Here is a 22,451-nt window from a genome sequence, read left to right as displayed (position 1 = left end):
TGGATGAGAACATACCTTCTCCTCAGGAGAAGGGGGACCGCGAAGCGGTGGAAGAGGTGTTGCACGGCGGGGGAAGCCCGGCCGCGCAGGCGGCAGACAGTCCGTGAGGAGGAGCAAAATATGAAGACACTTGGCCAGCTCGCAGCGCTCGTGGAGGGCGCGCACATCGACGGCGGCAGTGAGCAGATAGAGATCACAGGCATCGAGCACGACTCGCGCAAGGTGCGCCCGGGCACGCTGTTCGTGGCGATTCCCGGCGTGCATGTGGACGGCGCGAAGTTCATCCCGCAGGTGGTGCAGCAGGGTGCCCTCGCCGTGCTCGCGGCGGAGGGGCATGCGTTCGCGGCGCCCGCGGGTATCGCGGTGCTGCGCGTGCCGGAGCTCAATGCGGCGCTCGACGCGATCGTGCCGTATTTCCATGACTATCCCGCGCGCTCGCTGCGCGTCATTGGCATCACGGGCACGAACGGCAAGACGACGACGAGCTACCTCACGCGCGCCATCCTGCGCCACGCGGGCTACAAGGTCGGCCTCATCGGCACGATCCAGATCATGATCGAGGACGAGGTGCTGCCCATCCACAACACGACGCCGGATGTCGTCGAGCTGCAGAACACGCTCGCGCGCATGCGCGACGCGGGCATGGACTACGTCGTCATGGAGGTCTCCTCCCACGCGCTCGACCAGAACCGCGTCGCGGGCATCGAGTTCGATACGGCGGTCTTCACGAACCTCACGCAGGACCATCTCGACTACCACAAGACGCTCGAGAACTACATGCGTGCGAAGGCGCGCCTCTTCGACCATGTGAGCGAGGCGGGCGTGAAGCAGGGCAAGACGGCCGTCGTGAACATCGACGATGCGGCGGGCGCGTGCATGCTCGCGCACGCGAAGTGCGACCACCTCACCTACGCCATCGACGCGCCGCAGGCGACGCTGCGCGCTGAGGACATCGATGTGCGCGCGGACGGCGCGCGCTTCACGCTCGTCTATCCGGCGCTCGGCCGCATGGAGCTCTCGCTGCACATCACGGGCATCTTCAATGTCTACAACGTCATGAGCGCCGTGGGCGCGGCGCTCGCGGAGCATATCGCGCCCGCGGACATCCGCGCGGCGCTCGAGGCGTTTACGGCGGTGCCGGGGCGCTTCGAGCTCGTGAAGGCAGGGCAGGATTTCACGGTCATCGTCGACTACGCGCACACGCCGGACGGCGTCGAGAACGTGCTCCGCACGGCACGCAAAATCGCGAAGCGCCGCATCATCGCGGTGTTCGGCTGCGGCGGCGACCGCGACCGCACGAAGCGCCCAATCATGGGCAGGCTCGCGGGCGAGCTCGCGGACGTCGTGATCGCGACGAGCGACAACCCGCGCTCGGAGGACCCCGCCGCCATCCTCGATGAGGTCGAGGCGGGCGTCGAGGAGACGGTCGGCAGCAAGCCGCACGAGAAGATCGTCGACCGCCACACGGCGATCTTCCGCGCCGTCGAGCTCGCGGAGAAAGACGACATCGTCGTGATTCTCGGCAAGGGCCATGAGAACTACCAGATTCTCAGGGATAAGACGATCCACTTCGACGACAAGGAGCAGGCGCGCGCGGCCATCGCGGCAAAGCTCCAAAAGGGGGAAGCGTGATGTTTTCAGTCAGGGAGGTCATCGAGGCGACGCAGGCCGTCACCGCCATGCGCGACGAGCGCGTGACCGCATTCTCCGCGGTCGTGACGGATACGCGCAAGATCGAGCCGGGCGCACTTTTCATCGCGCTCAAGGGCGAGCGGTTCAACGGCGAGGATTTCGCGGCGGATGCCGTGGCGGCGGGCGCGGCGGGCGTCCTGCTCAGCGACGCCTGCCCGAGCGGGAAATACGAGGCGGTCGAGGGCGCGGACGTGCTGCTCGTGCCGGACACGCTCGCGGCCTATCAGCAGCTCGCGCACGCGTGGCGCGAGCGCTTCACGCTGCCCGTCGTCGCCATCACGGGCTCGAACGGCAAGACGACGACGAAGGACCTCACGGCCGCGGTGCTCTCCGCGCGCGGCCCCGTGCTCAAGACGCAGGCGAATTTCAACAACGAGATCGGCCTGCCGCTCACGCTCCTCGGCCTCAGGAAGAAGCATACGGCGGCCGTCGTGGAGATCGGCATGCGCGGGTTCCACCAGATCGAGGCACTCGCGCCCGTCGCCGATCCCTCAATCGGCATCGTGACGAATGTCGGCGAGACGCACATGGAGCTCCTCGGCTCGCTCGAGAACATCGCCAAGGCGAAAGCGGAGCTCGTCGAGGCCATCGGCGCGGGCGGCACGGTTATCCTCAACGCGGACAACGCCTATGTCGCCGCCATGCGTGAAAAGGCGCGCGCGGGCGTGCGCGTGCTGACGTTCGGCCTCGAAAAGAGCGCGGACGTCAAGGGCGCCGATATCCGCACGGCGGCGGGCAAGACGACGTTCGCCGTGACGTATGCGGGCGAGACGCACGACTATACGATCGCGATGGTCGGCCGCCACAACGTCGAGAACGCGCTCGCGGCGATCGCCTGCGGTTTCGCGCTCTCCCTGACGACCGCGGAGATCGCGGCGGGGCTCACGCACCTCGAGGCGACGAAGATGCGCTTCGAGGTCGAGCACGTCGCGGGCTACGAGGTCATAAACGACGCCTACAACGCGAGCCCCATGTCCATGCAGGCGGCCATCGAGACGCTCGCGGAGCTCAGGAAGGGGCGCAAGATCGCCGTGCTCGGCGACATGCTCGAGCTCGGCCCCATCGCGAAGAAGGCGCATGAGGAGGTCGGCCGCGAGGTCGCATCGCACGGGTTCACCGCGCTCGTCACGCGCGGCGAGATGGGCGAGGCCATCGCGGACGGCGCGCGCGGCGCCGGCATGGCGGCCGTCTACACGGCCGCGAGCCACGAGGAGGCCGCGCGCATCCTCAAGGAGATCCTGCAGCCGGGCGACGCCGTGCTCTTCAAGGGCTCGCGCGGCATGAAGATGGAAAAGATCATCGAGCTGCTCTGAGGCGTGGCGCGATTTCCCGTGCGGGTGTCCGCGGCCGGACTGGGCGGCGGGCGCATGACGGATAGATATAAGGGTGGAATGGAATGTTACAGCATGTTTTGATCGCGGCCATCGTCGCCGCAGGGTTCGTGCTCGTCACGGGCCCGTTCTTCATCCCCGAGCTGCACAAGCTGAAGTTCGGGCAGAGCATCCGCGAGGAGGGGCCGAAGAGCCATCAGAAAAAGAGCGGCACGCCGACGATGGGCGGCATCATGATCATCCTCGGCATCACGCTCGGCACGCTCGCGGCAGCGCCGTGGACGCCCGAGGTGCTGCTCGCGGTCTTCATCATGCTCGGCCATTTCGTGCTCGGGTTTCTCGACGATTACATCAAGGTCGTGAAGAAGCGGAACCTCGGGCTCAAGGCGCGGCAGAAGCTCGCGGGGCAGATCCTCATCGCGGTCGTCACGATGTACGTCGCGACGCAGAAGCTCGGCATCGACACGGACATCTGGATCCCGGGCCTCGATGAGAATGTCAGCCTTGGCGCACTCTACTATCCGCTCGTGCTCTTCGTGCTCGTCGGCACGTCGAACGCCGTGAACCTCACGGACGGCCTCGACGGCCTCGCCGCCGGCACGGTCGCGATCGCCGCGAGTGCGTTCGCCGTCGTCTCGGTGCTCACGGGACACGGGGATCTTGCCTATCTCTGCGTGGCGATGGCGGCCGCGTGCCTCGCTTTCCTGCGCTTCAACGCGCATCCGGCGAAGGTATTCATGGGCGATACGGGATCGCTCGCGCTCGGCGGCGCGCTCGCGGCGGTCGGCATCCTCACGCATACGGAGATTCTGCTCGCCGTCATCGGCTTCGTCTTCGTCTGCGAGGCGCTCTCCGTCATCATCCAGGTGATCTCGTTCCAGACGACGGGGAAACGCGTCTTCCGCATGAGCCCCATCCATCATCATTTCGAGCTCGGCGGCTGGTCCGAGTGGAAGGTCGTCACGGTGTTCTGGTGCGTCGGCCTCATAGCGAGCGTCGCCGGGCTCTCGCTCGCGGCGCATTGACAGGGAGGAAAAAGTACGATGTTTGAAGCGAAACATATGCTCGTCGTCGGCGCAGGCGTCAGCGGCTCTGCCGCGGCGCGCATCGGCCGACAGTTCGGCGCCGCGGTCACGCTCTCCGACGCCAAGGCGGAGAAAGACCTCAAGGAGGACTTCGCGCCGCTGCGCGCCGCGGGCGTCCGCCTCGTGTTCGGCCCGCAGGAGGAGAGTCTCTTAGATGGCGTCGACCTCGTCGTCGTTGCGCCCGCGGTGCCCGTGCGCATCCCGCTCATACAGGCGGCGTATCGGCGCGGCATCCGCGTCATCAGCGAGGTCGAGCTCGCGGCGGAGCTCGCGCAGTCCCCGTTCTACGCCGTGACGGGCACGAACGGCAAGACGACGACGGTCACGCTGCTCGGCCTGCTGCTCCAGACGAAGTACGGCGCGGAAAAGACGGGCGTCGGCGGCAACATCGGCGTCGCGCTCTCGGAGGAGGCGCTGCGCGTCGGCGCGGGCGGCGCGATCGCGGCGGAGATCTCGAGCTACCAGATGGAGGCGACGCAGCATTTCCACCCGCACGCGGCCGCCGTGCTCAATGTGACGCCCGACCACATCCTGCGCCACGGCTCGATGGAGGTCTACCAGGCGATGAAGGAGCGGCTCTTCCGCGAGGAGCGGGCGGGCGACCTCGTCGTGCTGAACTATGACGACGTGAAGACGCGCGGCATGAAGGCGCGCGTGCCCGAGGGCGTGCGCGTCTGCTATTTCAGCCGCAAAGAGGCGCTCGCGGAGGGCGCCTGCCTCGCTGGTGATACGCTCGTGCTGCGCTCCGGCGGCGAGGAAGTGCCGCTCGTGACGGTAGACGAGCTTGGCATCAAGGGGCCGCACAACGTCGAGAACGCGCTCGCGGCCTGCGCGCTTGCGTATTTCGCGGGCTGCGACCCGGAGAAGATGCGCGGCGTGCTGCGCTCGTTTCACGGCGTCGAGCACCGCATCGAGTATTTCGCAACGGTCGACGGCGTGCCCTACTACAACGATTCGAAAGCGACGAACACGGACTCTGCGATCAAGGCGCTCCAGACGTTCGAGCACATCGTCCTGCTCGCGGGCGGCGATGACAAGATGACGGATCTCACGGACTTCATGGCGCTCGTCAAGGAGCGCGTCGACGCGCTCATCCTCATCGGCGACGCGGCGCTGCGGTTCCGCGACGCCGCCTGCGCGGCGGGGTTCCCGGAGGAGAATATCTACGCGGCCGGCTACTCGATGCCGCGCGCCGTCGAGCTCGCGCACGCCTGCGCGCACGCGGGCGAGGTCGTGCTGCTTTCGCCGGCCTGCGCGAGTTTCGATATGTATGACGGCATGGCGCAGCGCGGCCGCGATTTCAAGCGGCTCGTGCGCGCGCTGCCGCATGCCGTGAGCGAGGAGACGGCGGAGAGCGGGGGAGAAGCGTGAGAATCATCGTATCGGGCGGCGGCACGGGCGGCCACATCTACCCGGCCATCACCATCATCCGCGCGCTCAAGGCGCGCGTGCCGGAGGCGGAGTTCCTCTACGTCGGTACGCGGCGCGGCCTCGAGGCCGACATCGTGCCGAAGGAAGGACTGCCGTTCGCGACCATCGACCTGCAGGGCTTCGAGCGTCACATCACGCTCGACAATCTGCGCCGCGCGGGCAAGGCGCTCGTCGGCGTCGGCAAGGCCGCGCGCCTCGTGCGCAAGTTCCGCCCCGACGCGGCCATCGGCACGGGCGGCTACGTCTGCGGGCCCATCCTGCTCGCGGCGAGCCTCGCGGGCGTGCCAACGCTCATCCAGGAGCAGAACGTCGTGCCGGGCATCACGAATAAGCTGCTCTCCCGTTTCGTCACGAAGATCGCGACGGGCACGGAGGAGGCCATGCGCCACTTCCCCGCGGCGAAGACCGTCTGCACGGGCAATCCCATCCGCAGCGAGGTCCTGACCGCGCGCCGCGAGGACGGCCTCAAGGCCTACGGCTTCTCGGGCGACCGCCGCATCGTGCTCGTCTCGGGCGGCAGCCGCGGCGCGCGCGCCATCAACCGCGCGATGGTCGGCGTGCTCAAGGCGGCGCAGCACCACGCGGAGGTGCAGTTCCTGCTCGCGACGGGCAAGGGCGAGTATGAGGCGGAGCTCTCGCGCCTCAAGGACGCGGGCGTCGACCTCGCGGCGGCGCCGCACATCAAGGTCGTGCCCTATCTCTACGATATGCCGCAGGCGCAGGCGATGGCGGATCTCGCCGTCTTCCGCGCGGGCGCGACGGGGCTCGCCGAGCTCACGGCGCGCGGCATCCCAGCAATCCTCGTGCCCTATCCCTACGCGGCGGAGAACCACCAGGAACACAACGCGCGCGCCCTCGAGGAGGCGGGCGCGGCGCGCATGATCCTCGACCGCGACCTTTCGAGCGAGCGGCTCGCGAGCGTGCTCACAGAGCTCCTCTCAGAGCCTGAGAAGCTCGCGCAGATGGCGGCGGCGAGCCGCCGTCTGGGCCGTCCCGAGGCCGCGGCGGACATCGCGGAGCTCGTGCTCTCCATCGCGGCGCGCTGAGAGGCGCGGCGCCCGTATATCCCAAGAAATGAGGAAGAAAAAGTGCAGAAAGACCTGAAAGAACTCAAAGGCATCCATACCATCCATTTCGTCGGCATCGGCGGCGCCGGCATGAGCCCGCTCGCGAAGATCCTCTGCGAGCTCGGCTACGAGGTCACGGGCTCCGACCGGGCGGACTCCGGCATCATCGAAAATCTCAGGAAGCTCGGCGCGCGCGTGACGCTCGGCGGCCAGCGCGCGGAGAACGTGCGCGGCGCCGACGCCATCGTCGTCTCGACCGCCATCCCCTACGACAACCCCGAGGTGCTTGCGGCGCGCGACCTCGGCATCCCGAAGCTCCACCGCTCGGACATCAACGCAGCGCTCGTCAATGAGTACAAGGGCATCGCCGTCGCCGGCTCGCACGGCAAGACGACGACGACCTCCATGCTCGGCGTCACGCTCAAGGCGGCGGGCATCTCGCCGACCATCGTCGTCGGCGGCGAGGTGCCGGATCTCGGCACGAACGCCGAGGCCGGCACGGGCGACTACCTCGTCTCCGAGGCCGACGAGAGCGACGGCACCTTCCTCAAGCTCCATCCCTACATCGCCGTCGTCACGAACGTCGAGGACGACCACATGGACCACTACGGCACGATGGAGAACATCATCCAGGCGTTCCGCCAGTTCATCGAGAACACGGCGGAGCAGGACGGCTACGCCGTGCTCTGCTTCGAGAACGAGAACCTGCGCGCCATCGCGAAGACCATCGACCGCAAATACTATTCCTATGCCATCGACTGCCCCGCGGACTACCAGGCGAAGAACATCCGCACCGAGGGCAAGGGCATCGCGTTCGACGTCGTGCACGGCGCGGAGACGCTCGGCCGCGTCACGCTCAACATCCCCGGCCGCCACAACGTCCTCGATGCGCTCGCCTGCATCGTCACGGGCCTCTCGATCGGCGTGCCGTTTGAAAAAATGGCGGCGGGCCTCGCCGCGTTCCACGGCGCGAAGCGCCGCTTCCAGACGAAGGGCCACGTCCGCGGCGTCTGGATCGTCGACGACTACGCGCACCATCCGACCGAGATCGCGGCGACGCTCAAGGCCGCGCGCGAGACGGCGCCCAAGCGTCTCATCTGCGCGTTCCAACCGCACCGCTACTCGCGCACGCAGCTCCTCGCGAAGGAGTTCGGCCGGGCGTTCGTGAGCGCCGACATCCTCGTGCTCACCGACGTCTACAGCGCGGGCGAGGCGCCCATCCCCGGCATCAGCGGCGAGACCATCCGTGCGGAGGTCGAGCGCCAGACGGGCGCGCATGTCATCTACGTGCCGCGCCGCGAGGACGTCGCGGCGAAGCTCGCCGCGCTCGCCGCGGACGGCGACCTCATCATCACCATGGGCGCGGGCGACATCTACCGCTCCGGCGAGGAGCTCGTCGCGCTGCTCGAGGAAAAGAATGCCTGAGGCGGGCGCTGCGCCTGATCGGTTCGTCTCCCTGTCCGCGTCATCGCAAGCCTCGCGGCCGGGGACACCTTTTGGAAAGGAATACTGCATAAAATGAAAAAAGATAAGATCGTCGTCATCATGGGCGGCACCTCTACGGAAGCGGCCATCTCCCGCCAGACGGGCACGGCCATCCTGAGCGCCCTCCAGTCGAAGGGCTATCCCGCCGTCGGCATGGAGCTCCACCCGCAGACCTTCGCGGAGGAAATCAAGGCGGCGGACCCCGCCATCGTCTTCAACGCGCTGCACGGCAAATTCGGCGAGGACGGCGTGCTGCAGGGCACGCTCGACATGCTCGGCATCCCCTACACGGGCTCGGGCGTCCTCGCTGCCGCCGTCACGATGGACAAGGCGGCCTCCAAGCGCGTCTTCGTCGCCGAGGGCATCTCGACGCCGCGCTCCCATACCTACCACGCCTACGAGTTTGCCGCGCGCGACCTCGCGGCGGAGATCACACGGGACTTCGGCCTGCCCGTCGTCGTCAAGGCGGCCTCGCAGGGCTCCTCCATCGGCGTCTACATCGTCGAACAGGCGGCGGACCTCAAGAAGGCGCTCGCCGACGCGTTCCGCTACAACGATGAGGTGCTCGTCGAGCAGTTCATCAAGGGACGCGAGCTCACCGTCGCCGTCTGGGGCGATGAGGAGAAAAAGGAAGCCTTCCCCATCATCGAGATCACGACCGAGTCGGGCCGCTACGACTACGAGAGCAAATACACGAAGGGGGCCTCGCACCACATCATCCCCGCGCCTGTCTCAGAGGAAAAGACGCGGGAGATCCAGGTCCTCGCCGTCAAGACGTTCACGGCCTGCGGTTGCCGCGGCGTTGCGCGCGTCGACATGATGCTCGGCGAGGACGGCACGCCCTACGTCATCGAGGTCAACTCCGTCCCCGGCATGACGGAGCTCTCCCTCGTGCCGGACGCGGGCCGTGCCATGGGCATCGAGTTCCCGGAGCTCTGCGAGCGCATCCTCGCGATGGCGGGCTACCGGAGATAACACCTTCCGCCGCGAGAGTGGCGATGAGCGGGGAAGTGCAGCCATGCGGCAAGACGGTATAGACGCAGCGCGGTGAAGTAGCAAGATATAGGACAGCGGATCGCGGTGTCTCCCATGAGTACAAAGCAGACACGAGGCGGAGGAGACGGCAGGAAAGGCAGGGGGCGTCATGAGGAAAAATCATACAGAGGGCGCACAGCCGCGCCGACGCAGTCCGCGCCGCCTCATCAAGGGCGTGACGCTGCTCGCCGCGGCGGCCGTACTCATAGCGGTTATCGTCTACTCGCCGCTCTTCGTGCTCCAGCGCATCTCCGTCGACGGCATGCAGACGCTCACAGAGGCGGATATCTGGAGCATCGCGGGCGTTCACAAGGGCGAGCCGCTCTTCCGCCTCCAGACGGACGAGATCAAGCACCGCCTCGAAAGCGACCTGCGCATCGAGGAGGCGACCGTGCGCCGCAGCTTGCCGGACCGCCTCGACATCCACATCGAGGAGCGTAGTTCCGTCGCGGCCATTGCGACGAGCTACGGCTACGCGGACCTCGACCGCGCGGGTTGCATCCTCTCCGTGCACAAATCGCTGGCGAGCATGAGCATCCCGCTCATCACCGGTGTCAAGATCCACGGGAAATACGTCGGTGACACCGTGAGCGACGAGACTGTGCAGCAGATGCTCTATTTCCTCAGCCAGCTCGATGTCGGCGCGCTCAACCAGATTTCGGAGATCACACTCCTGCGCCCAGGTTATATTGTCGCCTATACGACAGGATCTGTGCAGATCCGCCTCGGCGCGCTCGAGCGGCTCGAGGAGAAGGCCAAGCTCACGCAGACGTTTCTCGACGACCTGCGCGAGAATCCGCATCCCATCGAATACGTCGACTTCAGCTACGAAAGTCCGTTCATCAAGCTGCGGCAGTAGCCGCAGTGCGAGACGACCGCTGGGCGGATATGATGCGTCCGCTCTCGAATGCAAAGCAAAGGGAACATCGGCAGCCAGCTGGCGGCGCACGGCGCACCGCTGGCTGGCTGCTGTTTTACTGTAAGGACGGGCGCACGATGTCCACGAAATGGACGTTTGTGCGTTGCGCTTGCCAAGAGACTGGCAGGAAAGGGGATATATGATCAAGATACGCAAGGGCAGCTGGTCACTCGCCTGCGCCACGCTCGTGCTCGGCTTCATGCTCGCCGTGCAGCTCCGCACGACGGCCGACACGCGCGCCGACTTCTCCGCGCAGCGCGCGGAGGATATCGCGGCGCGTCTCGTAGAGACGGAGAAAGAGCGCGACCAGCTCAAGCAGGAAATCAGAGGGCTCAAGAGCGCATCAGGCGACGCGGAGACAGGCGACGAGGTGCGCATGCGCGCGGGCCTCACGCCGCTTCGCGGGCCCGGCGTCATCGTGCGCCTCGACGACAGCAGCAGGAAGGCCAGGACGGGGGAGAACCCCAACCTCTACCTCATCCACGACGACGACCTCCTGAAGGTCATCAACGAGCTGCGCGCGGCGGGTGCGGAGGCACTCTCTATCAACGGGCAGAGGCTCACGGGCACGTCAGAGATCCGCTGCGCGGGACCGACGCTCTCCGTCAACAACGTGCGCTCGGCACCGCCGTTCGAGGTGCGCGCCATCGGCGATACGGACGCCCTCGAGCAAGCGCTCAAGATGCGCGGCGGCGTTGCCGACACGCTCAAGGTCTGGGGCATCGAACTCGTCATCGAGACAGCGGATGACATCTACATCCCCGCCTACAAGGGTGCGCTCACCTACACCTACGCGCATGAGACAGAAGAGGAGGTGGCGCCATGATATTACCCATCCTCGGGCTGCTCGTCGGCCTTGCTATCGGCTTCCTCGCGCCCGTCACCATCCCGCTCGCCTACGCGAAGCTCTTTTCCGTTGCGCTGCTCGCCGCGCTCGACGCCGTCTTCGGCGGCCTGCGTGCGGCAGTCGATGAGAAATTCGACAACCAGGTATTCTTGAGCGGGTTCTTCTCGAACGCGCTCATGGCGGCGCTGCTCGTCTTCGTCGGTGACCGCCTCGGCATCGACCTCTACTACGTCGCCCTTCTCGCCTTCGGCTTCCGTATCTTCAAGAACCTCGCCATCCTGCGGCGCTGTCTCCTGCGCAAGCGGTGAACGGCAGGCGATCGCTGCGCGCCCGGAATTGCGCCGTTACGTGCAGCGGCCTTCTCTCTGCAGGACATCTTGGGCGAGGGCCGAATCCTTCTATGCATCCGTGGTTTTAGCTGATAGGCATGGATGCATCAGCATTTCCCAACAGAAAAGGTCAGGATGCTCATAGCGGGCATCCTGACCTTTTTGTCTCCAGGTATCCGTTGTTTTGAAGTGTATCCGGCGCGCGGTTCCTCCGCGCTGCTCAGCCCACTCGCACGAAGACCATCCTCAACGTAGTTTCGGCGGTCTGTCGTGAGAATGTGCAGCGGCTCTACGTAGATACGAAGCACTTCGTTTGTTTCGCCCCCTCAGTCATTCCGCGTGAGGTCTGCGATGGAGATGGTGGGATTCTTTTGCGGGGCGGCAGTGCCTGTCTCCGCGGGGGGCGCCGTGAGGCCGAGCGCTTCGGTGAGGCTCGTGTAGCGCGGTGATACCGCATTTGTTGCATTTGTTGCGTTTGTTGTGTTTGCCGTATCTGCTGCCTTTGCCGCGTTCGCCGCATTTTCCGTGCGTGCGGCGCCCGCTGCGCTGGCGGTATGCATGGCGCCTGCTGTCGCCATGGTCTCCGCACCGTGTTGCGGCGTTACCTGCGTGCTGCTGTCGGCCGCGCCTGTACTGGCGAGCGGCGTGAGCTTGACGGCGAGGGTGTCGCCGTTCTTGATGGGGGCGGTGAAGTCGACGGGCGCATCATTGACGAGGATCTGCGCGCTCACGCGGCTCGTCGCGGCGGGGGGCTCGAAGCCGACGGCGACGAGGGCATCGCTGACGGTCGTGGCCTTGCGCTCGGATTTCTCATAGGTGACATCAGCGCCCTCCGCGAGCGGTGTATCAGGCGAGACGGGGACGCCGCCGACCTTGAGCGTGAGCGCGGCGGAGGGGATCTTGTGCTCGATGCCCTCGTAGTAGATGACGAGCGCGGCGTCGAGCTCCGTGATGCCGAGCACGCTGCCGAGCGTCGGCGCGCTGCTCTCCCCGTAGGTGAGGCGGTCGCCCTCGTGGACGGGCAGGGAGAGGGAGGCGGGCAGGTCGTTCGCGCGCAGCACGGGCGTGCTCACATAGGACGTCTCCTCGCCGTTGAGGCGGTAGTGGACGCGACGCCCTTGCGGCGGCAGGCCGCAGGCGCGCAGTACCTCGCCGAAGCTCTCCGGCATGCGGCTCGTGACGCTGTCGCCATCAGCGAGCAGCGCTGATGGCCCGGCCTCCCGGTCATTGATGAGCACCTTGGCCGTGATGCTCTGCGGTGCGCCGTTGATGCTGACGTGGAGCGCCGGTACATGCTCCGTCACATCGGCGAGCCGCACCTCAGGCGAGGTGCCGTCCTCGCCGCGCACGACCGTGATGTCGCTGCCGTCCTTGATCTCCGTGTCGAGCGTGGCCGCCTCGCCGTCGACGGAGAGGCGCGCGAGCGTGCCGAGCGTGCCGGGGAAGGAGCGCGTCTTCCCGTCGACCGTCACCATCAGCGCGAGGCCGGGGCGGCCGTTCCATTTGCGCAGGTTGATACCGGCATTGAGGAGCGCGTCGGCGACCGTGAGCGTGCGGAAATTGAACAGGCTGTGCTCCGTGCCGTTGACGCGCACGCGCAGGAAATGCAGCGTGTTGAGCGAGGCGATCTTCAGGATGCCGAGCGGCGTGACGGCATCCGGCGAGTGCAGAATCTCCGGGATATCCGCGATGCCCGCGACATCCTGCGGCTGGCGCACGGCGACGCGGTTCTCCGGCAGTTCGAGCGCCTCAGCGACATAGTCGCGCAGCATGGGCGTGAGTGCGCCGCCGCCGACGAGCATAACAGCCTGTGGCGCCGTGCCGTTGAGCCGCGTGATTTCCGACGCGATGGAGCCCGCGAGATCGCGGACCTGCGGCAGGATGGGCTTTATGACATCCTGCGCGGACAGATCGTAGCTCGCGCCGAGGATATCGCTGAAATGCACCCCCTCGCCGTTTGCCGCCTGCCGTTTGATGTGCTCCGCCACATTAAAATCGAGCAGGAAATTCTGGCTGATGGCCTCGGTGATCTCATCGCCCGCCTTCGGCACCATGCCGTAGGCGATGACGGAGCCGTTCTTCGTGATGGCGATATCGCTCGTGCCCGCGCCGATATCGACGAGCACGAGGTTGAGGTGGCGCATTGTCGGCGGGATGAGCACGTTGATGGCAGCGATTGGCTCAAGTGTGAGTGCCTGCATCGAGAGCCCCGTTGCCTCAAGCGCCGACTGCATGGAGTCGATGACCTGCCGCGGCAGGAAGGTCGCGATGACTTCCGCGCGCGCGACATCGCCGCGCTGTCCGACGAGGCTCTTCAATTGGCTGCCGTCGAGCTCATAGCGGATCGTGCTATAGCCGACGCAGTAGTAATGCGTCGGATCGTCCACCGTATGTGAGGCGGCGAGCTTCGCCTGTGCCGCCTGCACCCCCGCGAAATCGAGATCGCGCTCATCCTCGGCGCTGATGACGCCCGCGATCTGCTTCTCCGCCGTGGCCGTCATCGTGTAGAGCGCGCGGCCCGCGGCGGCGACCGCCGCGCTTTTGAGCGCTCCCACATCGCCCTCGAGCTTCTCCTTGACGCCGCGGATGACGGCGGCAACCTGCGGTACATCATGGATCTGCCCGTCGAGCATCGCGCGCGTCGCGTGCTCCTGCCGCTCCGTCGCTTGGATGGCGAGAGTGCCGTCTTTCTCCTTCGTGGCGGCGATGCCGATGACGCTGCGCGTGCCGATGTCGAGCGCGAACAGCAGATTGCTCTTCTGGGTGCGCGGCTTCTGCGCGCGCACCGGCGTTTTCTTTGTTGTGCGCCGCGTGCGCCGCTTCGCGCCCTCCGTCTTGTGCGGGCGGCTGCGGCGGGATTTCTCCACCGCCTGGCTCGTCGTGGCTGTCTCTTCGTTTTCTGGCATGGAACTTGTCTCCTTTATTTTCCGCTCAATTATTTCTTTCGAGAAAAAAGGTTATTTTACTTATTTCGCGAATACTTCCATAGAATCCTTTTTTATCAAAGGAAAAACTATCATTGGGAAATGGGTGATACTATGTCAGGCAATAAAGAAGTCATCACGGGCAGCGATTTCAAGCGCATGGTCATGGGCGCTTACAGTGAATTCCTGCTCGAATACGAAAGCATCAACGCACTCAAGGGCGGCGGCACGCTGCCCGGCACCCATATCCTGCGCACGATGGGGGCCGCCGTGCAGCCTCTAGCGGATACGAAGGATGACGGCATCGGCGGTCTCTCGCGGCGTGTGGCGGCGGCAGCGATCTTCGGCGCGCGCGGCTCGTCGGGGGTCGTGCTCGCGCAGCTCTTCCGCGGCATCGGCAAGGGCCTCCTCGGCAAATACAACGCGACGAGCTCCGAGTTCGGCAAGGCGTTCCAGTACGGCATCCTCTACGCGCAGCGCGTGTTGCCCGACAGCCCGGAGCGGCCCATCATCACCGTCGCCAAGGCCGTGGCCAAAGGGGCCTATCACGCCGTGCGCGCAAACGTCCCCATCACGGAAATCCTCGCGGCGGCCATCGACGCAGGCGAGGACGCGCTCATGCGCATCGGCAGGGAAGACGCAGGCGCGCGCATCATGTTCACATTTCTGAACGGCTGCATGAAGGGTCTCGACGGCAACTTCGTTTCCCCGGGCATGAGCCTCTCGCTCGGACTCGAGGCGAAATCCGGCATGCCGGATCCGCGCGCGGACAAAGTCGCACCCTATTGCCTGCAGTTCCGCGTGAAGAACGCCAACACCGACACGGACGCCCTGCGCCGTCAGCTCAAGGAGATCGCAACCTTCGTTCAGCTCACGCGGCAGCACGGCGGCGTCGCCATCCACCTGCACACTGACCATCCGGGCGCCGTGCTCGAGCAGGCCGTCGGCTGGGGACCGCTCCGCGACATGCGCGTGACGAACATGAGCGAGACGCACGCGCTCACGCCTCAGGATGCCGTGATGCCTGTCGCTACCGTCGCCGTCGCCGGCAGCGAGGCGGCGGCAAAGGACTGGCAGCGCGCCGGTGCCTCCATCGTCGTCGCCGGCAGCAGCGACGCTTGCCCGTCCGTATCCGAGCTCGTGAACGCTGCACACAGCGACTTTGCTGAGACTTATGTCCTCGTCGCTGCGAGCCGCGACTACCGCCTCGTATTCGAACAGGCGCGCCGCCTCCTCGGCAGCCGTGTTGAGCTTGTGCTCACCGAGAGCGAAGACCAGGCGAAAAAGGCTCTCGCCGCCTTCGACGCGCAGCAGAGTGCCAAGAAAAACGCCGTCCGCATGCAAGCGGCGGCAGACGCATAAACAGCCGCGAATGGGTGATGCCTGCGCGGTGTGCCCCTCCGTATGCCGATCCCCCGGCAGCCATCATACCTAGCTGGCCGCCGGGGGATTTCTCTATCGTGCAGGCTGTGTCCGCAGTTTCTCCCCGAGATAACTACTGTGTCATGGCGATGAACCGTGATATTCGCTTCACAGCTTCGCATATCAATTCTGGTTGACTAGATCGTAAGGCAACAGAGCATCCACGCAAATCCAGAGCACCTCGTTTCGCTGAGCCAAACGCGCAGCGCTCGCTGTGCTTCCCGTTTGCGATGTTTCCATTGACAGCATCTTGATAGAACGCTCGCTCATGTTCGCGTTCTTTTTCCCGCAGCAGCTCCCGCAGCCCAGGCAGAGCGTCGAACGGCTGGAAAATCTTTGCGCGGCAGAACGGTCTCTTGATTGCCATAGGCTTTGTGTCCTCCAATCTGTTCATTGCGCTCTCTTCGTGTGGCGGCTTCTAGATAGTCGGTGCCGCGCAGGAGGGCGTTTTTTCCGTGCCTGGCCTGAATGTTCAGGATGGAGCGCTGCCGGGCGCGCTCCCTGACATCGCCATTGGCAGGCGCGAAGAGCGAGATTTCCTGCACTGCCTCAGGCTCCACATCGTTCGCGGTGAGGCTGATGCGGCGGATGGAATGGGCGGGGGAGACATCAGCCTGATACAGGTCGAGCAGGGCTGCGGTCAGGCGGGAACTGGCATTCGTGCTTTCTGGCAGCCGCGCCGTGCCTCCCGACGGCGGCAGGGGTAGGTCCTGACGTCGGCTGAAGCCGATCCCGAGCGTGACGGACTTCGTGACGACGCGGCGGGCGGTCAGATTGAGCGCGAGCTGGTCGGCCATCTCGATGAGCGCGATGCGACCCTCCTGGAACGTGTAATCGCGCGGCAGGATCTGGCTCGTGGCGACGGAATGCGTCGCGGGTCTGTAAGCGCGGATCTCGGCAAGCGTGGTCGGCTCGCGTCCCCAGGCGTGATCGTAGAGGATGCAGGCATCGATGCCGAACGCCTGCCGTAGCTTCCGGAACGGCGCGTGGGCGATGGCGCCCATATCACGCAGTCCCAGGCGCTGCAGCCGGCGAGCTATGCCCGGGCCGATGCGCCAGAAGTCCGTGAGCGGCTGATGGTGCCAGAGCGTTTGCCGGAAGGTCTGCTCATCGAGCGCGCCGATGCGGTCAGGCGCGTGCTTCGCCTGGATATCGAGGGCGATCTTCGCGAGGTAGAGGTTCGTGCCGATGCCGCAGGTGGCGGGGAAGCCGAGACGGCGCTCGATTTCCCGCAGCAGGAACTTGGCCGTTTCACGCGGCGTCCTCTTGTAGATCATGCGATAGCCAGTGAGATCGATGAAGGCCTCGTCGACGGAATAGACAAAGATATCCTCCTTGCTGAAATAGTCCAGGTAGAGGCTGTAGATCTCAGCGGCGTAGTTGAGATAGAGCTGCATGCGCGGCGTGGCCGTGATGTAGTGCAGATGAGGCGGAATCTCGAACAAGCGGCAGCGGTTGCGGACGCCCTTGGCCTTGAGCGATGGGGAGACCGCGAGGCAGATCGTCCCGCGGCCGCGCTCCTCGTCCGCCACGACCAGGTCGGTGGTCATAGGATCGAGTCCGCGCATGACGCACTCGCACGACGCGTAAAACGACTTCAGATCGATGATGAGATAGCTGCGCTCTGTCATAATGACACCTCTTTTTGTAGTGACTACTTGTGTTTGACTTCATTGTAAAGCCTCTCTCACCGTATGTCAATTATGATTTGATATTACAGACGATAAATTTTACATCATAACAGCGCACCGTCAGAGGAGTGGAATGCTTTTCATGGCTTGATCTGCCGGAGCGGTGAGCGATGCGAGAACGAGTCAGGGAAAGATCGATCGAAGCAAATGCCCGTCGCGGAATTTTCTGCGACGGGCATTTTTCGGCAGGAATGATGGGACGGACGGAGAAACAATAAATCGGAAGATTCTTGACCAGTATAGGGATCCTGCTCGTCATCGGCCTGCTTGTGGAGTTCGGCGAAAAATTCCTGCCGCTCGGATATCTGCCGGGAGACATCCACATCACGGGTGCACACGGGAGTATCTATTTTCCCGTCGCGACCTGCGTGGTCATCAGCGTCATTTTGAGCGTGCTGCTGAATTTCTTCGGCCGCTGACGGCGAAGGACACTGATACATTCGGTATCTATCTGTTGGTGTGGCCAGGAACGGTATAAGGTTCATTTTGAAAGCAGGATGAGAGATCAATCTTGTCGAAGACAAGAGACATGAATATACACTGCACAAGGATGGAAGGATATATCATGGAAAAGGAATACCACGTCGCTTGACTTTGAGCATCCTGCAAAGAAGTAAGCGGTATTTTCGACTGAGAAGAGAGAGTAAGATGAAAAAAATCATCGTAGCTGCATTTTTCGCCCTGTTACTCGCCGTAAGCGGACAGGCTGTCATTCCATCAAGCGTATGTCATGCAGAAGTCCATTATGCCGATGGGGATGCGAACTATCCAATATGGGCGGCAGGGAGTCACTATGGCAGCACTTACGATTTATCGTCATGCTTCGTCTATCATGAGGATGATGACTACGTGATCATCAAACCCGAGGCGTAGCGGTAAAACGCTCCATCGCGTTTTGCGCTGAGGATTGTAGAGCGACGGGAGGACAGTGCAGACGTGTAAAGATGGAGTGCTGAATTAATCCGTGGTTCCTTAGACGAAGCGCATAAGGAAACACGGATGATCCAGTACATCTTTATAACTTAGAAGATTTCCTCTGAGCTATCGGAATCATCATTTGTCAGTCTCTTTTTGGGTGGCTCGTGAATTCTCGCAGCACTTTTTGCTGTCTGTTTTGATGAGTATTTTGTAGACGAAAAGCGGAAACAATGGCAAGCATTCGAAAATCGCATAGGAAGCGACAGCGATTTATCTTTCCAAGACATTATGCAGCGTATTAAGAAATTTATGCTGCCGGTGCATGAGGCGATTGAACGGGGGCAAAAATTCTCGGCATATTGGAATAAGGCTTCTTTGATCTAGATCGAGAAACGACTGTCGAGCGAGACCGGCTTCAAGGGCATCTGTCAGAAAGTGATGATCTTCTGCCTCGTCGGCATGGCGAACCTCCTCGACACACAGATCATCGGCAGCGGCAGCATGCTCAGGACGGCCGTGATTTTCTTCTACTGCGCCAACGAAGGTATCTCCATCACCGAAAACGCCGCGCGCATCGGCCTGCCCGTGCCGGAGAAGCTAAGAAAGGTCATGGAGCAGCTGAGGGGGAAGTGAAAGAAGAAAGGGCTCAAATTGCGATTTGAGGAATCGGGGGCGTGGCTAAGGAGGGAAAAGAATCGACAATAAAAATACATGGAAAAATTTTTGTGTATTTTTGTTGTTGAATATGGTATCATCAAGACAGAGAAAATTTATTATGAATTGCTCGATAATCCTCACAGCCAGTCGTGTCGTGAAATGCAGCCAGTTCACATGAGGATTGGCAAGAAAACGGTAATATGTGTTCTTGGAAAAGCATCCCCGCAGTTCCTGCATGCATTGCTGCATGTAGAAGCTGGAAGAGCGGAAGGCATTGCCGAGGATGTAGGCGAAAAGGAACTCGACGTAAATACCTTTCGCCTTGACGCAGCCGCAGGTACAAAATATGTGGATGACCTGATGATAGAATAGACATAGCGTAAAGCTCCTTTTCGGATGGTTTGTTGCTATATCTATTTTCGACAGGGATAGGCTTTACGCTTTTTTATTTCCCCGAAATCCTTTTGCTGGTCTCATATGAACAGTGTTGGTGATGTGGGAAGTTTGAGTATCTTAATTGTGTGATTTATCAATATGGCACGGAAAGGATACTGCGATGGATGCAAGCAAGAACAACATGCTGAGACTGATAAGCGGACCGGATAAGAAGTTCATTATTCCTGTTTATCAGCGACCTTACAGCTGGAAAAAGGAAAACTGCGAACAGCTTTTAAAGGATCTGAAGGAAGTATATGAGAGGAAGCACCAATCTCACTTTTTCGGTTCTGTTGTCTACGTGTCTGAAAATAATGGCAGCTGTCAGGAGTTTATCATCATTGACGGACAGCAGAGAATCACCACCGTTTCACTGTTCCTTCTTGCCATACGGAACTACGTGCAGAAGCATCCGGAACTGGATGTGAAGACCATAAATACCAGGAAAATAAAAAACGCCTATCTTACAGACGAGTATGCGGACAATGCCAAAAAGCTGAAGCTGAAACTCATCCAGAGCGACGATGATGCCTATAATGCCCTAATTGAAGGGAAACAGCCGATAGAGGACACGAGCATTACATCAAACTACAATTACTTTTATTCTGAAATCGGGAAAATGACAGTGCCGGAGCTTGAGGGTGTGTATAACGCAATCTCCACTCTTGATATCGTCAGCATCAGTTTGAAGCCAGAGGACGGAGATAATCCCCAGCTGATCTTTGAAAGCCTGAATTCAACCGGACTTGATCTGGAAACCGCCGATAAAATACGGAACTATGTGCTTATGAACATGAAGCACGCGAAGCAGGAAAAATTCTACCGGGATTACTGGGAGCCGCTTGAGCAGACAGTCGGTCACGGAGAAATCAATAAGTTCATTCGCTTTTATCTGGCTAATAAAACACGCCGCCTTTACGATGAAAAGAAGCTGTATTTTGAGTTCAAGTACTACCGCGAGGACAGCGGTCTTTCGCTTGAGTCCATTCTTCAGGATATGATTGAATATGCCGAGTATTACAGAGAGATAACAGCTCCGGATAAAAATAGCACGCCGTATTCGGATATTCTTAAGCGGATCAGCAAGCTGGACGTCAAGACCTGCGTTCCGCTGATTATGGATCTTTTCAAGGCCAACTCCAGCGGATATATATCTGACGAGGAATTGAGAAAGGCGCTTGAGATTATAGAAAACTTTATTGTCAGAAGAGAAGTCTGCGACCTTCCGACAAACGCTCTGAACAAGCTGTTCGTTCAGGTCGGAGCGGAAGTCGACAAAGATATCAACGATGAAGACATCAGCTACTATGATGCTTTCTGCCGTGAACTGCTTTCAAAAACTGGAAGAAGCAGGTTTCCGAATAACCATGAATTCAGAGAACGGTTTGAATCGTATGATCTTTACAATGCCAAGCCGGGCATGAGAAAATACATCCTCGAAAGGCTCGAAAATTTCGGTATCAGAGAACTCGTCGATGTAGAGAAGCTTGTTGATGACAAGACGCTGACCATTGAACATGTCATGCCGCAGACGTTAAGCGACGAGTGGAAAAAACAGCTGGGAGAGAACTGGGAACTGATCCAGACCAGATATCTGAATACGCCGGGAAACCTCACGCTGACAGCTTACAATTCGGATTACAGCAATTCGCCTTTTGAAAAGAAAAAGACAATGCCGGAAAAAGGCTTCCTGTTCAGCAAGCTGACATTGAATGATTACTTTAAAAATTGCGACAGCTGGGGCGAGGAGCAGATCAGAGAAAGAGCCGGAATTCTTTACCAGAAGGCGGAAAAGATATGGTGGATGCCTTCTGCGGCAGAAACGGACGAGGACGCAAAGCCGGAATGGGTAAGCTGGGATGAAGATGCCGATGTTACGAGCAAGCTTGTCACACAGGTCGAGGTCATGGGAACGCTCATCAACACAAAGGATATGACCGAAGCCTATAGAAAAATTCATGCCGTTCTTTTCGAGCTTGATCCCACCATATATTACAATTCCGGCTTTTCGTGGTTCGGCAAATCAAAGACGGACGTGAGAAAAGCGCGGAAGCTCTCGGACAACGCGTATATAGAAACAAATACAAACAGCCAGGATAAGATGAAAGCCATAAAAGCTGTCTGCGAAGCGATGGAGCTTGATTCTGATGATGTCAGGCTACTCATCGGAGACAAGCCGGTCAAGGCTGCATTCGATATTAATGATGAATCGACTTACAGCGCAATAAAAACCAGGAAGCTCGCATATGAAATGTTCGGAAAGCTGATTCATGACGGTCTGATCTCTAAAGAAGAGGTTCAGTCTCTAAGGACCAAAGAACGTACAAAGGAGCTTTTCCGGCACACGGATTATTCTGCCCTGGCTGACCGGAGAGACGCTAACAAAGGGAACAGCAGCCAAATCCGATACAGAAAAAATCCTCTTATCTTTGAGGGAAAAGAGCTTTATGTTACCACGCAATGGTTCGATGATGACAGAGATGCCATTGTCCAGTGGTACAGAAGCCATCTGAAATAATTACGGGTTACTTTGGAGACTGTCATGCTGAAAAACAATATATGGCATCTCTAAAAACTAGATAAAATTCCATGTATGTCATCTTTGCCCGCTGTATCGGAAAGAAGCGTATGGAGTTCCACGTAGGGTTCACGAACCACATATACAATCTCTGCCGGTTCGAATTTCTGAATCGGCAGCCACTTGCCATGGGATAAGTCTGCCCAGCACGGGAAAAAAGGTGCGGCTGGAGTCCTAGTGAAGGAGTTTCAGGGAGAATAGAGTGTTGAAATGGCGAATATTTACACTATACTATTCAAAATAATGTTTTGAGAACATCAGGGCCTAAATTGAGTTTTTTAGAGGTCCCCTTATGAGTTTACAACAGGATGTGAGTATATGCCTATACTGGATCGAAAGGTCAAAACATGGCGAAAGAAAGATCTGCTGGCGCATATGACCGACTACAAGTTTCGCCAAATGGTAAAGACACAACGCCTGTCCCGCATACAACATGGCATCTATATCTTTTCTCCAGCGAAAGAAAGCGATAACGACCTCGTACTGACTCAGCAATTTTATTCGCAGGCCATTATAAGCATGTTTTCCGCGGCTGATTTCCATGGCCTGACGACGATGATTCCTCGCTCTGTACAAATTACGCTGCCGAGTCAGGGAGCCCGCTG

Annotated in this window: 18 protein-coding genes and 1 pseudogene; 17 read left to right on the top strand and 2 right to left on the bottom strand. The window is 61.0% G+C overall.

The features are described 5' to 3' along the window. The first annotated feature begins 120 nt into the window (after positions 1-120). The 10 genes from F599_RS0110500 to F599_RS0110455 all read left to right on the top strand — a co-directional run bounded on the left by F599_RS0110500 (position 121) and on the right by F599_RS0110455 (position 11,200). Positions 121-1,632 (top strand): UDP-N-acetylmuramoyl-L-alanyl-D-glutamate--2,6-diaminopimelate ligase, encoded by a 1,512-nt coding sequence (locus tag F599_RS0110500; RefSeq protein WP_019543490.1) that lies wholly within the window; start codon positions 121-123, stop codon positions 1,630-1,632. Further along, positions 1,632-3,005 (top strand): UDP-N-acetylmuramoyl-tripeptide--D-alanyl-D-alanine ligase, encoded by a 1,374-nt coding sequence (locus tag F599_RS0110495; protein WP_019543489.1) that lies wholly within the window; start codon positions 1,632-1,634, stop codon positions 3,003-3,005. The genes F599_RS0110500 and F599_RS0110495 overlap by 1 nt, the downstream gene beginning before the upstream one ends. 83 nt (positions 3,006-3,088) lie before the next feature. Continuing rightward, entirely contained in the window at positions 3,089-4,048 is a 960-nt protein-coding gene (gene mraY, locus F599_RS0110490; RefSeq protein WP_026327953.1) for a phospho-N-acetylmuramoyl-pentapeptide-transferase, read from the top strand. 18 nt (positions 4,049-4,066) lie between these two features. Beyond that, positions 4,067-5,479 carry a UDP-N-acetylmuramoyl-L-alanine--D-glutamate ligase gene (gene murD, locus F599_RS0110485; RefSeq protein WP_019543487.1) on the top strand — a complete coding sequence of 471 codons (1,413 nt, stop codon included), beginning with the start codon at positions 4,067-4,069 and terminating at the stop codon, positions 5,477-5,479. Next, entirely contained in the window at positions 5,476-6,585 is a 1,110-nt protein-coding gene (murG, locus tag F599_RS0110480; RefSeq protein ID WP_019543486.1) for an undecaprenyldiphospho-muramoylpentapeptide beta-N-acetylglucosaminyltransferase, read from the top strand. Before murD ends, murG begins: the two co-directional genes overlap by 4 nt. Before the next feature lie 42 nt (positions 6,586-6,627). After that, positions 6,628-8,031: a UDP-N-acetylmuramate--L-alanine ligase gene (gene murC, locus F599_RS16280; protein WP_019543485.1), complete on the top strand. Its 1,404-nt coding sequence runs from the start codon at positions 6,628-6,630 to the stop codon at positions 8,029-8,031. Positions 8,032-8,124: 93 nt separating this feature from the next. Next, positions 8,125-9,066, top strand: a complete 942-nt coding sequence (locus F599_RS16275; RefSeq protein WP_019543484.1) for a D-alanine--D-alanine ligase family protein — start codon at positions 8,125-8,127, stop codon at positions 9,064-9,066. Positions 9,067-9,235: 169 nt separating this feature from the next. After that, a complete protein-coding gene (locus F599_RS0110465) occupies positions 9,236-9,985 on the top strand; it encodes a cell division protein FtsQ/DivIB (RefSeq protein ID WP_019543483.1) in 750 nt (249 codons plus the stop codon). A 199-nt stretch (positions 9,986-10,184) separates the two neighbouring features. Next, entirely contained in the window at positions 10,185-10,871 is a 687-nt protein-coding gene (locus F599_RS0110460; protein WP_019543482.1) for a DUF881 domain-containing protein, read from the top strand. Continuing rightward, a complete protein-coding gene (locus tag F599_RS0110455; protein WP_019543481.1) occupies positions 10,868-11,200 on the top strand; it encodes a small basic family protein in 333 nt (110 codons plus the stop codon). The genes F599_RS0110460 and F599_RS0110455 overlap by 4 nt, the downstream gene beginning before the upstream one ends. Before the next feature lie 347 nt (positions 11,201-11,547). On the opposite strand, the gene F599_RS0110450 is transcribed toward F599_RS0110455, so the two are convergent. Continuing rightward, positions 11,548-14,127 carry a cell division FtsA domain-containing protein gene (locus F599_RS0110450; RefSeq protein WP_019543480.1) on the bottom strand — a complete coding sequence of 860 codons (2,580 nt, stop codon included), beginning with the start codon at positions 14,125-14,127 and terminating at the stop codon, positions 11,548-11,550. A 132-nt stretch (positions 14,128-14,259) separates the two neighbouring features. Here F599_RS0110450 and F599_RS0110445 point away from each other — a divergent pair, with 132 nt between their 5' ends. Continuing rightward, a complete protein-coding gene (locus F599_RS0110445) occupies positions 14,260-15,507 on the top strand; it encodes a DAK2 domain-containing protein (protein ID WP_019543479.1) in 1,248 nt (415 codons plus the stop codon). Between the two features lie 326 nt (positions 15,508-15,833). On the opposite strand, the gene F599_RS14155 is transcribed toward F599_RS0110445, so the two are convergent. Then, positions 15,834-17,198 carry a Y-family DNA polymerase gene (locus F599_RS14155; protein ID WP_019543478.1) on the bottom strand — a complete coding sequence of 455 codons (1,365 nt, stop codon included), beginning with the start codon at positions 17,196-17,198 and terminating at the stop codon, positions 15,834-15,836. Between the two features lie 290 nt (positions 17,199-17,488). Between F599_RS14155 and F599_RS0110430 the strand changes: the two genes are divergently transcribed. From F599_RS0110430 to F599_RS14140, 6 genes and pseudogenes are all read left to right on the top strand, one after another. Beyond that, a complete protein-coding gene (locus F599_RS0110430) occupies positions 17,489-17,677 on the top strand; it encodes a DUF2905 domain-containing protein (protein ID WP_019543477.1) in 189 nt (62 codons plus the stop codon). Between the two features lie 229 nt (positions 17,678-17,906). Next, on the top strand, positions 17,907-18,131 hold the full coding sequence (locus tag F599_RS14150; protein ID WP_019543476.1) for a hypothetical protein: 225 nt from the start codon (positions 17,907-17,909) through the stop codon (positions 18,129-18,131). Between the two features lie 429 nt (positions 18,132-18,560). Beyond that, positions 18,561-18,809, top strand: a pseudogene (locus F599_RS14145) (phage holin family protein); the annotation flags it as partial. A 78-nt stretch (positions 18,810-18,887) separates the two neighbouring features. Further along, on the top strand, positions 18,888-19,205 hold the full coding sequence (locus tag F599_RS0110415) for a hypothetical protein (protein ID WP_019543474.1): 318 nt from the start codon (positions 18,888-18,890) through the stop codon (positions 19,203-19,205). A gap of 184 nt (positions 19,206-19,389) precedes the next feature. Then, a complete protein-coding gene (locus F599_RS0110410; RefSeq protein WP_019543473.1) occupies positions 19,390-21,786 on the top strand; it encodes a DUF262 domain-containing protein in 2,397 nt (798 codons plus the stop codon). 378 nt (positions 21,787-22,164) lie between these two features. Beyond that, positions 22,165-22,451 (top strand): hypothetical protein (locus F599_RS14140; protein WP_019543472.1); only part of this gene is annotated, 287 nt, incomplete at its 3' end.

It is taken from the genome of Selenomonas bovis DSM 23594 (genome assembly GCF_000381005.1).
GTDB classification, from domain to species: Bacteria; Bacillota; Negativicutes; order Selenomonadales; family Selenomonadaceae; genus Selenomonas_C; species Selenomonas_C bovis.
This window is presented reverse-complemented; position numbering and strand designations above follow the sequence as displayed.

What these genes read in the sequence shown, in the direction of transcription:
- F599_RS0110500 (WP_019543490.1), top strand. Translation starts at nt 121, where the DNA reads ATGAAGACACTTGGCCAGCTCGCAGCGCTCGTGGAGGGCGCGCACATC.
- F599_RS0110495 (WP_019543489.1), top strand. Translation starts at nt 1,632, where the DNA reads ATGTTTTCAGTCAGGGAGGTCATCGAGGCGACGCAGGCCGTCACCGCC.
- mraY (WP_026327953.1), top strand. Translation starts at nt 3,089, where the DNA reads ATGTTACAGCATGTTTTGATCGCGGCCATCGTCGCCGCAGGGTTCGTG.
- murD (WP_019543487.1), top strand. Translation starts at nt 4,067, where the DNA reads ATGTTTGAAGCGAAACATATGCTCGTCGTCGGCGCAGGCGTCAGCGGC.
- F599_RS16275 (WP_019543484.1), top strand. Translation starts at nt 8,125, where the DNA reads ATGAAAAAAGATAAGATCGTCGTCATCATGGGCGGCACCTCTACGGAA.
- F599_RS0110465 (WP_019543483.1), top strand. Translation starts at nt 9,236, where the DNA reads ATGAGGAAAAATCATACAGAGGGCGCACAGCCGCGCCGACGCAGTCCG.
- F599_RS0110460 (WP_019543482.1), top strand. Translation starts at nt 10,185, where the DNA reads ATGATCAAGATACGCAAGGGCAGCTGGTCACTCGCCTGCGCCACGCTC.
- F599_RS0110455 (WP_019543481.1), top strand. Translation starts at nt 10,868, where the DNA reads ATGATATTACCCATCCTCGGGCTGCTCGTCGGCCTTGCTATCGGCTTC.
- F599_RS0110450 (WP_019543480.1), bottom strand. Translation starts at nt 14,127, where the DNA reads ATGCCAGAAAACGAAGAGACAGCCACGACGAGCCAGGCGGTGGAGAAA.
- F599_RS0110445 (WP_019543479.1), top strand. Translation starts at nt 14,260, where the DNA reads ATGTCAGGCAATAAAGAAGTCATCACGGGCAGCGATTTCAAGCGCATG.
- F599_RS14155 (WP_019543478.1), bottom strand. Translation starts at nt 17,198, where the DNA reads ATGACAGAGCGCAGCTATCTCATCATCGATCTGAAGTCGTTTTACGCG.
- F599_RS14150 (WP_019543476.1), top strand. Translation starts at nt 17,907, where the DNA reads ATGAAAAAAATCATCGTAGCTGCATTTTTCGCCCTGTTACTCGCCGTA.
- F599_RS0110415 (WP_019543474.1), top strand. Translation starts at nt 18,888, where the DNA reads ATGGAAAAATTTTTGTGTATTTTTGTTGTTGAATATGGTATCATCAAG.
- F599_RS0110410 (WP_019543473.1), top strand. Translation starts at nt 19,390, where the DNA reads ATGGATGCAAGCAAGAACAACATGCTGAGACTGATAAGCGGACCGGAT.